This window comes from Clavibacter sp. VKM Ac-2873 (genome assembly GCF_015351075.1).
GTDB lineage: Bacteria > Actinomycetota > Actinomycetes > Actinomycetales > Microbacteriaceae > Clavibacter.
On sequence record NZ_JADKRS010000002.1, the window covers coordinates 158,074 to 169,881 of the forward strand.

Annotated in this window: 12 protein-coding genes and 1 pseudogene; 8 read left to right on the forward strand and 5 right to left on the reverse strand. The window is 74.3% G+C overall.

Annotation, left to right across the window (positions count from 1 at the left end; genetic code table 11):
• Positions 1-74: 74 nt before the first annotated feature.
• From ITJ44_RS07930 to ITJ44_RS07940, 3 genes are all read right to left on the reverse strand, one after another.
• Positions 75-626, reverse strand: coding sequence for an NAD(P)H-dependent oxidoreductase (locus ITJ44_RS07930; protein ID WP_194634374.1), 552 nt, complete (start codon positions 624-626; stop codon positions 75-77).
• 132 nt (positions 627-758) lie between these two features.
• Positions 759-1,787, reverse strand: coding sequence for a Gfo/Idh/MocA family protein (locus ITJ44_RS07935; RefSeq protein WP_194634376.1), 1,029 nt, complete (start codon positions 1,785-1,787; stop codon positions 759-761).
• Between the two features lie 79 nt (positions 1,788-1,866).
• Entirely contained in the window at positions 1,867-2,613 is a 747-nt protein-coding gene (locus ITJ44_RS07940) for an SDR family oxidoreductase (protein WP_194634379.1), read from the reverse strand.
• A 213-nt stretch (positions 2,614-2,826) separates the two neighbouring features.
• Here ITJ44_RS07940 and ITJ44_RS07945 point away from each other — a divergent pair, with 213 nt between their 5' ends.
• The 6 genes from ITJ44_RS07945 (at position 2,827) to ITJ44_RS07970 (ending at position 8,579) form a co-directional block, all read left to right on the forward strand.
• Positions 2,827-3,951, forward strand: coding sequence for a hypothetical protein (locus ITJ44_RS07945; RefSeq protein ID WP_194634381.1), 1,125 nt, complete (start codon positions 2,827-2,829; stop codon positions 3,949-3,951).
• 92 nt (positions 3,952-4,043) lie between these two features.
• The gene (locus ITJ44_RS07950) at positions 4,044-4,718 is read left to right on the forward strand and encodes a hypothetical protein (protein ID WP_194634383.1); all 675 of its coding nucleotides are present in this window, start codon (positions 4,044-4,046) and stop codon (positions 4,716-4,718) included.
• Between the two features lie 73 nt (positions 4,719-4,791).
• Positions 4,792-5,889 carry a hypothetical protein gene (locus ITJ44_RS07955; RefSeq protein WP_194634385.1) on the forward strand — a complete coding sequence of 366 codons (1,098 nt, stop codon included), beginning with the start codon at positions 4,792-4,794 and terminating at the stop codon, positions 5,887-5,889.
• Positions 5,886-7,079 carry a hypothetical protein gene (locus ITJ44_RS07960; RefSeq protein WP_194634387.1) on the forward strand — a complete coding sequence of 398 codons (1,194 nt, stop codon included), beginning with the start codon at positions 5,886-5,888 and terminating at the stop codon, positions 7,077-7,079. The genes ITJ44_RS07955 and ITJ44_RS07960 overlap by 4 nt, the downstream gene beginning before the upstream one ends.
• Before the next feature lie 48 nt (positions 7,080-7,127).
• On the forward strand, positions 7,128-7,949 hold the full coding sequence (locus ITJ44_RS07965) for an Fpg/Nei family DNA glycosylase (protein WP_194634389.1): 822 nt from the start codon (positions 7,128-7,130) through the stop codon (positions 7,947-7,949).
• Between the two features lie 45 nt (positions 7,950-7,994).
• Positions 7,995-8,579 carry a pyridoxamine 5'-phosphate oxidase family protein gene (locus ITJ44_RS07970; protein WP_194634391.1) on the forward strand — a complete coding sequence of 195 codons (585 nt, stop codon included), beginning with the start codon at positions 7,995-7,997 and terminating at the stop codon, positions 8,577-8,579.
• Between the two features lie 18 nt (positions 8,580-8,597).
• Here the strand turns inward: ITJ44_RS07970 and ITJ44_RS07975 are convergent, their stop codons facing one another.
• Both ITJ44_RS07975 and ITJ44_RS07980 read right to left on the reverse strand, forming a co-directional pair.
• The gene (locus ITJ44_RS07975; RefSeq protein WP_194634393.1) at positions 8,598-9,437 is read right to left on the reverse strand and encodes a bacteriorhodopsin-like; all 840 of its coding nucleotides are present in this window, start codon (positions 9,435-9,437) and stop codon (positions 8,598-8,600) included.
• 183 nt (positions 9,438-9,620) lie between these two features.
• Positions 9,621-11,021 (reverse strand): GntP family permease, encoded by a 1,401-nt coding sequence (locus ITJ44_RS07980; RefSeq protein ID WP_194634395.1) that lies wholly within the window; start codon positions 11,019-11,021, stop codon positions 9,621-9,623.
• Positions 11,022-11,155: 134 nt separating this feature from the next.
• Between ITJ44_RS07980 and ITJ44_RS15870 the strand changes: the two genes are divergently transcribed.
• Positions 11,156-11,371, forward strand: a complete 216-nt coding sequence (locus ITJ44_RS15870; RefSeq protein WP_228494844.1) for a hypothetical protein — start codon at positions 11,156-11,158, stop codon at positions 11,369-11,371.
• Positions 11,372-11,383: 12 nt separating this feature from the next.
• Positions 11,384-11,722, forward strand: a pseudogene (locus ITJ44_RS15875) (FadR/GntR family transcriptional regulator); the annotation flags it as partial.
• Between the last annotated feature and the right edge of the window lie 86 nt (positions 11,723-11,808).

Sequence of the window (11,808 nt, forward strand, 5' to 3'; positions counted from 1 at the left end):
ACGACGGCCGCGTCCCCTGCCGGGGCGCGGCCGTCGTCGTGCGCGGGGCCCGCGGGCCCGGTGGGCGGGTCGGCTCAGGCGGCCGTCGCCGAGGAGCGCACGGCGTCGAGCACCTCGCGGAGCTGCGCCACGACCTCGGCGTCGTCCGCCGGGTGGCGCTCGGCGAACCGGATGACCGACTCGGGGACGGCCATCTTCACGTCCTCGAGCACGTGCGCGCCGGCGATGCCGAGCGACTTGCGGGCCTCGTCCTGCGCCCACACGCCGCCGTACTGGCCGAAGGCGCTGCCGATCACCGCGGTCGGCGTGCCCGCGAGGGCGGACGCGCCGAACGGGCGCGAGGCCCAGTCGATCGCGTTCTTGAGCACCGCGGGCATCGTGCCGTTGTACTCGGGCGTGACCACGAGGAGGGCGTCCGCGGCGGCGATCGCGTCGCGGAAGGCCACGGCGGCGTCGGGCACGGATCCCTTGACGTCGATGTCCTCGTTGTAGAAGGGGAGCCGGTCGAGGCCGGCGTGGATGTCGAGGGTCACGCCGTCGGGGGCGTGGCGCACCGCCGCCTCGGCGATCTGCTGGTTGGTGGAGCCTGAGCGCAGGCTGCCGACGAGCACGAGGACGTGCGTCATGGTGTTCTCCTTCGGGGTCGTTCCGGGTCGGATCGTCTCCGTCGACGGACCGCAGGGCGAGGCGCGTGCCTCGCCATCGACCCTAACGACCGTCGTATGACGGCTCCCCGGACGTGCGCCTCCTGGCGCGGGTCAGCGGGCGCCGATGTCCGCGAGGATCCCGTCCATCAGCTCCGCGAGCGCGACCGACTCCGTGTGCGGCATCTCCGCGCACTCCACCTCGCCCACGCGGATCGCGTCCCGGGCGGCCCGGAACATGGGCACGTAGCCGCGGCCCTCGATCGCGTGCTCCTGCCGCTCGGGATCCCCGTCTGCGGGCACGACCGTGAGCGCGCGGGAGGCGAGGAACAGCGGATCCACCTCGATGCGGCCGGCCGTGCCGCTGACGGTCGCGCCCGTGGGGAGCGCCGCGACGAGCGAGCAGGCGAGGGTGGCGTGGCGACCGTCGGGCCAGCCGAGCAGGATCGCGACCTCGGTGTCGACGCCGCCGTCGATCACGGTGCCGACCGCGGCGACGGAGGAGGGCGTGCCGAACAGGCCGTGCGCGAACGCGAGCGGGTACACGCCCATGTCGAGCAGCGTGCCGCCGCCGACCTCCGGGTCCCAGAGGCGGCCCGTGCCGTCGGTGACGAAGCCGAAGGCGACGGAGATGGCGCGCGGATCCCCGATGCGGCCGTCCGCGATCGCCGCCCGCACGGCGAGATAGCCGGGGGAGAACGCCATCCAGAGCGCCTCGAGGAACAGGAGGCCGCGGGCGCGGGCGAGCTCGACGAGCGCGCGGGTGTCGGCGGCCGTGGTGGTGGCGGGCTTCTCGCAGACGACGTGCTTCCCGGCGCGGAGGGCGGCCTCGGCCTGCGACCGGTGGAGCGTGTGCGGGGTGGCGACGTAGACGGCGTCCACCTCGGGGTCGGCGAGGAGCGCTTCCAGGGTGTCGTGGATCCGCGCGATGCCGCACGCCTCGGCCAGCGCCTCGGCGCTCGCGCGCGTGCGGGAGTGGACGGCCACGACCTCGACGCCGGGGACGAGCTGCATGTCGGGGACGACCGAGGTCGCGATGCCGGCGGCGCCGACCACCCCGAAGCGGATCGGGCGGGCGTCGTCGCTGCCTTCCGCCTCGGGGTCGGGCGTGCGGGCGGGCGCGGGCGGCATCGTCGTCGACATGGATCGAGCCTAGGCGCGGGGTGCGCGTACGACCGGTGCCGTCGGCGGCCCGGGGCCGGCGGCCCACCGGCCCGGCGGGTCAGCGCCCGCTGAGCACCGCGAGCATCTCGTCGTGGCGGCTGTCGCGCTCGGCGAAGCGGAGGCCGTGCACGTCCTGCACCAGGATCTCCTCGTCCTCCGGGCGCGCCTGGAGGATCCCCATGACCTCGTCGAGGAAGTCCTCGAGCGGCAGGGCGTCGGCCGCGTCCTGCTGGCCGGGCATGAGCGCGGTCTGCACCTTGGGCGGCACCAGCTCGATCACCTCGACGGACGTGTCGGCGAGCTGCGCGCGGAGGCTCTGCGTGTACGAGTGCACGGCGGCCTTCGTGGCGGAGTAGGTGGGCGTGGCGGGCAGCGGCACGAACGCGAGGCCGGAGGAGACGGTCATGAGGGTCGCCTCGTCGCTCGCGAGGAGGCCGGGCAGGAACGCGTCGATCGTGCGGATGGTGCCGAGGAGGTTCGTCGTGACGACGGCCTCGGCGGTGGCCTGGTGCGCGGGATCGCGGAGGTCCTCCGCCTGCATGACGCCGGCCATCGTGATCACGACGTCGAGGTCGGGGTGGCTGGCCGCGAGCTCGTCGCGCGCGGCCGTGATGGAGGCGGGGTCGGCGACGTCGAGCACGACCGACGACATGCCGTCGTGCTGCGCGGTGATCTCGTCGAGCAGCTCCCGTCGGCGCCCCGCGATGACGACGCGGTTGCCCGCGGCGTGGAACCGCTCGGCGAGCCCGCGGCCGATGCCCGAGGTGCTGCCGGTGATGAGGACGGTGCGGCCGGTGATCTTCATGGTGCTCCTTCGCGGCGTGGTCGCCGCCGACGGGATCGGCTTCGGGATCGGATGGTGGTGCACGTGCGTGGGTCGAGTGTGGCCCGTCGCGGGGTCGCGCGGGGCGGGCGCGCGGGGCCGATGCGGAGGATCCAGCGGGCGTTCACGTGGGGAGGGACGGCGGGGGCGTGACGGTCCGCTCGCGGCAGGGTGCCCGACCGCTACCGTCAGCGGGTGCCCGCTCCCCTCGCCTCCCCGCCCGCGACGACCACGAGGTCCGGGACCGCCGTCATCACCGCGGCCTTCACCGTGCTGCTCCTCGCCACGCTCGCGCTGTTCGCGCGCGGTCTCGTCGTCGTGCTGACGGGCCCGTCCGACGGGAACCCGGCCCTGACATGGACGGTGGCGTCGACCGCGCTGGTGCTCCTCCCGGCCTTCGTCGGCACCGCGGCGCGCGGGGACGCCATCCGGCGCGCGCTCGGGGTCCCGCCGCTGTCGACGGGCCTCGGCGTGAGCGCGCCCACGATCCTCGCCGGTCTCGTGGGCCTGGCGGCGATCCCCGCGGTCGTCGAGTCGCTCGGCGCGGGCCTGCCGGTGGCGCACGTCGCGGCCGCGCTCGCGGGCGCGGTCGGGGTCGGCGCGGTCGGCTGGATCCTCGGCGCCCGGGCGGGCGCCGACGCGGCGGAGCTGCGCGACGGCCTACGCGACGGCGTCCCGTTCCCGGCGGACGTGCCGTGGGATCGTCGCGCCGTCCTCCTGCGCGTCGCCGGGATCGCCGCGGTGGCCGCGGTGGCCGTCATGGTGGCGGCCGCCGTGCAGGCGCCGCCGGACGATCCGACCGCGTCCTTCCCCCTCGGCGCGGGGGTGCTGAGCGTGGGCGCGGCGGGCATCGTCGCCGGCATCGTGAGCATGCTCGTCGTGCAGGCGGCCGGCCGGGTCGTCCGCCCCCTCCTCCTCGACCTGGACGCCCCCACCCGGAAGGCCGTCCTGCGGCGGATCCGCGGCTGGGACGGGCCCCTCGAACCGGACCGCGAGTGGCGAGCCGCGCGCATCGCCCGCGCGTCGCGCATCGGCGAGGCGTTCAGCTCCGCCGGCATGGCGCTGATGCTCATGGGCGTCTCCGCCGTGGTGCTCGGCGCCGCCTCGATGGCGTCGCCCGACACCGCCCGCGTGCTGACGGCGGGCGCGGTCGCCCTCGCGTTCGTCGGCATGATCGTCATCGCCTTCCTCGGCGTGGCCTACGGGATGCTGCTGGTCCACTCCTCCGGCGACGCCGTGGTGGCGCTCGCCGCGTCGCCCCGACCGGGAGCGGTGGATGCGGATCGCTGGCCGGCTCCCATGGGCGCGCCGCTGGGCTGACCGCGACCGGGTGGGCTCGGTCCGCCCGCCGCCCTCGATCCACCCCGTCCGGGGGCTTCGGCTGCGGGGGTCCGCGCCGCTAGCGTCGCGGTTTGAGCACTCCCCGCAGCGACCCCGCCCGTCCCGACGAGCGGACGGACCAGGCCGTGCGCCCGTCGGTCCCCCGGCAGGAGCGCCTCGCGCCCGACCTCGACTGGAGCGCCGCGCACGTCCGCCGCCGCGTCGCGATCGTCGTCGTCGTCGTCCTCGCGGCCGCCGCCCTCGCGCTCCTCCCGTTGCGGGACCTCCTCGACGGCGGTGCCGCGGAGATCGCCTCCCTGGCCGTGCAGGCCGGGTGCCTCGCCGGGGCGATCGCGTGCGTCGTCGTGTCGGTCCAGCTGCAGGTCGCCGCGATGCCGCTCGTCCAGGGCGTCAGCGGGGCGGACCGGAAGCGGATCAGCCGGCGGATGCTCGGCGGGCCCGGCCCCCTCGATCCCGACGCCGAGTGGCGCGCGGCCCGCATGGCGGCGTTCGCGCGCGTGTCGCACCCGTTCGGGTTGGGCGTCATCGGCCTGCTGGGGCTCGCCGCGCTGCTCTCCGTCGTCCGGCTCGCCCTCGAGGGCGCGCTCTTCGGCGTGGTCGCGACGGTCGTGCTCGTCGTCTGCATCCCGCTCGTGGGGTGGGAGCAGCGGCGGCGGATCCGGTACGCCGAGGCCTCGCGCGAGCTGGCGTGGTCGCCCGGTCCGCGGCCGGAGGCGGGGCTCGCGACCGACGCGATCGCCAGCTGATCCCGGCTCGGGACGCCGCCGCGCCCCGAGCGGGGGAGTGGGCGGGCGACCCGCGCGTCGATAGCGTCGACCGGTGAGCACCCGAGTCGCCGATCCCGCATCCACCTCCACCGCGCAGCCGGCACCCGGCGGTCGCCGCGGGCTCGCCCTGCTCCTCGCGCTCCTGACCGCGGGCACGGCCGTGCTCCTCGGCGCCGAGTTCTGGATCTCCGCCTCGGGTGACGGCGACGACGCCGCCTTCGTGCTCATCGCCGTGCACACGACGGCGGGCGTGCTCGCGCTGAGCCTCGCGCTGTCCCTCGGCCAGCTCGAGGTGCACCGCCCGTCGGGCCCGGCGGACGGGCCCAAGCCCCGATGGGTGGCGCTCCGCGTCTGGGCGACCATCACGGGCGCCCTCGCCATCGTCGCGACGGGCGGGGCCCTGATCACGGGCGCGCCCGCGTGGATCGCCGTCGGCCTGCTCGCCGGGCTCGTCGGCATGGCGGGCGCGAGCTGGCTGATCGGGCACCGCACGCGCGTCGGCGCGGAGGCGCGGGAGGCGGGTGCGCGGGCGTCCGGCGCGGGGGAGGATCCGCTCCCCGGCCTCGACTGGACGCCCGCGGTGATCCGCCGCAAGATCCGCACCATCGTCTCGGTCGGCCTGCTCGGCGTGGTCGCGGGCACCGTCGTGGTGCTCCTCCTCCTCGACGAGCTCGACGGCGGCTTCGCCAGGGTGTGGCCGGCCGTCGTGCAGCTCGGCGCCGCGGCCGCCGCGATCACGACCACGGTGGTCATGTCCCCGCTGAACGCGGCGGTGGCGTCGATCGTGCGCGACCTGAGCCCCGCCGACCGCAAGCGCGTGGGGCGTCGCACGTCGGGCAAGGGCGAGCCGCTGCCGCCCCGGCTCGAGCACCGGGCGGCGCGCCTCGCGGCCGCCTCGCGCATCTCGCAGCGCTTCCAGATGGTGGCGTCGTCGCTCATCGTGGTCGTGTCGGTCGTCACCCTGCTGCAGCTCCACCTGGGCGAGTTCGCTTGGGGATTCCGGATCGTCGCGATCGTCCTCGGCGTCGGCTTCCTCGCGTTCCTCCCCTACGTCGTCATCGAGGACCGGCGCCGCAGCCGCTACGCGGCGTCCACGCGCGAGCTCGCGCGGTCGGTCCGGCCGTCGGACACCGATACGGTCCGCGCATGAGCCTGCGCGGAACGGACACCGGATCCTCCCCGACCGAGGGGACGCGTGGCGGCGGGCTCGGCGGGCGGATCGCGCTGCTGGTCGTCCTGGTCGCGCTCGTCCTCGGCCTCGGCACGCTCTACGGCTTCGGGCTGTACCAGGCGGCGGTCGTCGCCGACGTGGATGCGGTCGCCGTCCTCCCGCAGGTCGCCGCCGGCCTCCTGGCGCTGGCCTTCGCGCCCGCGCTCGGCTTGCTGGAGCTGCAGTCGCGGCGCGACCCGGTGCCCGCCGGCGCGACGCGTCCGCGTCCGGTGCGGGTGATCGTGTGGGTCGGGATCACCGCGCTCGTCGTGGTCGTGCACGCGGTCGCATCGCTGATCGGCGGCGTCTCCCCGCTCGTCGCGATCGGCTTCGTGGTGGCCGCCGTCGCGACGGCCGCCACCAGCTGGATCCTCGTGCTGCGCGCCCAGGCCGCCGCCGTCAGCCGGCTCGGCGCGCGCCTCGCCGACGACAGCCCGACCCTCTCCATCGACCTCGACTGGACCGCAGACACAGCCCGTCGCAAGTGGCGGCTCGTCGGCCTGGTGTTCGTGATCGCGCTCGTCGTCACCGTCGGCGGCGGTCTGCTCCTCGGCCGGATCGAGCCGCAGGACGCGGCCACGAGCATCGCGCTCATGCTGCAGTTCTCGCTCCTCGCGCCGGCATTCACGTGCCTGCTCGTGTCCGTCGGCGCGCAGCTCTCCAGCGGCTCCATCACGAGCGGGCTGTCTGCGGAGGACCGCAAGGCCGTCGTGCGGCGCGCCGCGGGGACGGGCACGGCTCTCGCTCCCGAGCTCGAGTGGCGTGCGGCACGTCTGGCCGTGCACAGCGGCACGATCCAGCCGTTCCAGCTGGCGCAGTCGGGCCTGCTCATGGTCGGGATCTTCGTGCCCATGCTCATCCGCGGCGCCTTCGACGGGTTCCTGCTGGTGCTGTGGGTCGTGATCCTCGCGGCGTTCGTCGTGGTGCTGCCGTACGGGATCGCGCGGCTCCGGCGCGTGCAGCGGTTCGCCGGGACAGTGGGCGAGCTGGCGCGGGCCGAGGCGCCGGTGGGTGCGTCGGCCGGGCGCGAGGACGCGGCCGACAGCGACGAGACGGTCGGGCACGAGGACGTCGGCGGATCCTCCGCGCACGCGTCCGCACCCGGCACGCCCCGCACGACCTCCGACTGACAGCGCCCTCAGCCCGCCCCTGTCGGCGGCCCCCGCTACCGTCGAGCCATGCCCGAGGGTGACTCCGTCTTCGTCCTCGCCGCGCGCCTGCGCACGCAGGTCGGCGGGGCGCTCATCGCCGACGGGGAGCTCCGGTCCGGCGCGCGGGCGGGCGCGCGGCTCGACGGCAGGCGCATCACCGGGTTCGACACGCACGGCAAGCACCTGCTCATGCGGCTCGACGACGCGTCCACCCTCCACACGCACCTGCGCATGCAGGGCTCGTGGACGGTCACCGGCCCGGGCAAGCGGGTGCCGCAGCGGATCCAGCACCAGGTGCGCGTGCGCCTCCGCCTCGACGACGGCCGCACCCTCTGGGGCATCGACCTGCCGGTGGTCGAGCTGATCCCCACCCGCGACGAGCACGCGGCCATCGGACACCTCGGGCCCGACCCGCTGCGCGACGACTGGGATCCGGCGCTCGCCGTCTCCCGCCTCGCCGCCCGGCCCGACGACGCGATCCGCGCCGCCCTCCTCGACCAGCGCCCGATGGCGGGCCTCGGCAACCTCTGGGTCAACGAGGTCGGCTTCCTGCGCGGCGTGCACCCGGCGACCCGGGTCCGCGACGTGGATCTGCCGCCCCTCGTCGACCTCGCCGCCCGCGCGCTCCGGCGCTCGGCGACGGTGCCGGCCGCGTACCAGATCACCACGGGCGATCCCCGGCGCGGCCGCACGCACTGGGTGGTCGGCCGCGCGGGAAGACCGTGCCTACGCTGCGGCGCGACCGTCGTGGGCGTCGACGATCCGGGCGGCACCAGCGAGCGCGGGCGGCGGGCGTGGTGGTGCCCGCGGTGCCAGCCGATGCTCGAGCCGACGGTCGAGGCGACCTGAGGCAACCCCGTTCCGCGTCGGCCCGCCGACCGCGATCATGTACGCATGACCTCCGACGACTTCGCCAGCTGGCTCCGCGCCCAGCCCTCGCTCACCGGATCCGCCCCCGCGCTCGACACGAGCGACCTCCCCGACCACCCCGACGACCTGTTCCGCGCGTGGATCACCGCGGCCGCGGACGCGGGCGTGCCCGAGCCGCACGCCGCGACGCTCACCACGGTCGACGCCGACGGCCTGCCCGACGCCCGCACGCTGATCCTCAAGGACGTCTCCCCGCGCGGCTGGGCCTTCGCCAGCACGCGCTCCTCGGCCAAGGGCGCGCAGCTCGCGGCGAACCCGGCCGCGGCGCTCGCGTTCTGGTGGCAGCCGCTCGTGCGGGCGGTGCGCGTGCGCGGATCCGTCGAGGAGGCCACGCCCGAGGAGAGCGCCGCCGACCTGGCCGCCCGCTCGGCCGCGGCCCGCGCCGACGTGGAGCCGGGCGACTGGGTGCTGTGGCGCATCCGTCCCGTGCACGTGGAGTTCTGGCAGGGCTCGCCCGACCGGCGGCACGCGCGGATCCTGTTCGACCGCGTCGGCGACACGTGGACCCGCAGCGGCGCCGCCGGGGAAGGGGCGACCCCGCCGGCATGACCGGCGAGGCGCCCGCGATCAGACGGCCGCGCCCGTGTCCTTCGAGGCGTGGTCGCGCGATTCCTCGACCTGCGCGAACGCCGGGTCGTCGTCGTACGACTTCATCTTCGCGACCTGGAAGATGATGAGCGCGTAGACGGCCTTCGCGACGATGTCGGCGACGGAGTAGCCGACCTGCTTGGCGACCCAGGCGTCCGGGCCGGAGATGTTCAGCAGCGGCAGGAGATACGCGATGGGATACACGCCCCAGCTGAGCAGCAGGAGGTAGCGCAGGTTGCCGAGGGTCTTCCGGACCTTCGGCGGCTGGTTCTTCAGCGACTTGCTGAGCTGCACGAACAGCACGAACAGGATGTACGCGAACGGGATCGTGGAGAGCAGCCCGAAGATCCCGCGCACGCCGTTGTCGCCGCTGATCTCGCCGGGGTAGCCGAGCGCGATCATGAGCGCCGCCGCGGGCACGAGCTGCAGGAGCAGGCGCGACTGCACCTTGCGCGCCAGGGCCAGCACGGCGATCAGCTCGACGAGCAGCAACGGCACCGTCAGCAGCCAGTCGACGTAGCGGTATCCCTCGTTGAAGCCCTCGCCCGCGGCCTGCGAGTAGGTGCCGGTTCCGCCGATGGACTCGGTGACGAAGGCGCCCTTGAACGAGTCGAAGATGCGGAAGTAGTGGTACGCGGCGATGCCGCACACGACGATGGCGACGGTGATCGCCTGTCGATACCGGGGCAGGATCCGCGGCAGCGAGACGAGCAGGAACACCGCCGTGAAGAGCTGCGAGGCGATGACGAGCGAGAGGAAGTTGTAGACGGTGTCGAATTGGCCTTGCGATAGCGAGTCAGGAATCACGATGTCCTCCATGGACGGCCAGTCGACACGGGATGCGCCGACTCGGGTCGCTGTGCCGCCGACGCTATTCCTCCGCAAAGCGCGAGGTTGTGAACGCTCGCTGTGCGCGGGGGCGTGCGCGTTGGACGGGAGGACGAGGCGTCGGCGTGAGCGGGCCCGGTCGCGGGCGCGGATCCGGATCCGGATGCGGCAGGGCTACGCCAGCGACGCCACCCCGAACACCGCCGACGCGATCGCGAACCCCATCACGCCGATCGCGGTCTCCATCACCGTCCACGTCTTGAGGGTCGTCTTCACGTCCATCTCGAAGAAGCGGCCGACGAGCCAGAAGCCGGAGTCGTTCACGTGGCTCGCGACCACGGATCCGCCGGCCACCGCCACGACGAGCGCCGCCACCTGGAACGCGTTGAAGTCGCCCGCGAGGATCGCCGGGGAGATGAGGCCGGCTGCCGTGGTGAGCGCGACGGTCGCCGACCCCTGCGCGATGCGGAGGATCGCCGCGATGAGGAAGCCCGCCAGGATGATCGGGATGCCGAGGTCGCCGAGCACGTCGGCGAGGGCGTCGCCGATGCCGCTGGTGCGCAGCACCCCGCCGAACATGCCGCCGGCGCCGGTGATGAGGATCACGGAGCAGACCGGTCCGAGCGCCGACTCGAGCGTCTTCTCGAGGGCGGACGTGGAGATCCCGCGGCGCCGGCCGAGCAGGAACGCCGCGAACAGCAGCGAGATGAGGAGCGCGACGGGCGTCTCGCCGATGGTGCGGAGCACCTGGTACCAGCCCTGGTCGCTCGTGTCCTCGGGGAGGATCCCGCCGGTGGAGGCCGCGTTGAGCCCGGTGTTCAGGAAGATCAGGAGGAGCGGGAGAAGCAGCACGGCGAGGACGGTGCCGAACCTCGGCGGGTTCGACTCGGCGTTCGCGTCGGCCTGGCCGAGCAGCGACGGGATCGGCAGCACGAACTTCTTGCCCACCCACAGGCCGAAGAGGTACGCGGTGACGTACCAGGTGGGGATCGCGGCGAGGAGGCCGACGATGATCACGATGCCGACGTTCGCGCCGAAGAACTCGCTGGCCGCGACGGGGCCCGGGTGCGGCGGCACGAAGATGTGCATGACCGAGAAGGCGCCGGCCGCGGGGAGGCCGTAGCGGAGCACGCCGCCGCCAAGGCGACGCGCCACCGAGAACACGATGGGCAGCATCACGACGAGCCCGGCGTCGAAGAAGATCGGGAAGCCGAAGATCAGCGACGCGACCCCGAGCGCGAACGGCGCGCGCTTCTCCCCGAAGATGCGGATGAGGGTGTCGGCCAGCGTCTTCGCGCCGCCGCTGGTCTCGACCAGGCGGCCGAGCATCGCGCCGAGGCCCACGAGCAGCGCGACCGTGCCGAGCGTGGAGCCGAAGCTGCCGACGAGCACCGTGACGATCTGCGAGGTCGGGATCCCGGTGGCGAACGCCGTGAGGAGGCTCACGAGGATCAGCGCGACGAACGCGTGGACCCGCAGCGTGATGATCATGAACAGCAGGACGGCGATGGCGCCCGCGGCGATCAGGAGGAGCGGCCCCGCGGTGAGGGTCTGCGTCCAGTTGTCGATGGTCATGGGTCTCCGTTCGGCTGGGCGGATCCGTGAACTCGCCCGGTGTGCGCGGCGCCCGGCCGTGGAGGTGGCCACCGTCGCCTGCGGGGGGCGGGCGGCGGTGGGGCCGCTCGCGGTGCTTCTACACAACACCCGGGGTGGGAATTGTGGCGGGGCCGGTCTTCCTGCGCGTCCTAGAGGCGATGGCGCTGCTCGTGCCGAAGCGCCGCGTCGGTCTCGTGGTGCAGGGCCCTGACCGCTGGAACGTCTTTGACCCGCGCATCATCCGCTGGCGCCTCACCGGCCCCGGCCGCTCGCACCAGTTCCGCTCACTCACCCAGCTGCGCCGCGCGGTCGAGCCGGTCGCGGCGTAACTCGCCGCACGCAATGCCACTGCCGCCCACCGCACCCGCATCGCCGAGCTCGCGGTGGATCTCCGTCGCCTCGGCGAGGCCGGCGCCCTCGTCGACTTCCTCGCTGGAGACATCCAGTTCCACCACCTGATCCTCGAGGCCAGCGGCAGCGACATGTTCTGCGCCTGCCGCGAGGTGATCATGGAGGTCCTCAGCGGCCGCACGCACCAGGGCCTGATGCCGCGGACGCCGCGGCCGCGTCCGCTGGACACGCACGAGCAGGTGGCGCATGCGATACGGGATGGCGATGCGGCGACGGCGGAGGCGGGGATGGCGTCGTTGCTGGCGGAGGTCAGCAGCGCGATCCGTTGACAAGTGGGTTAGCTTCTATTAGGTCGGGATCGCGTTCCGCGCCTGAATTGAATTTACTGGGGCCACTGGTGCTACTCACGCGCTGG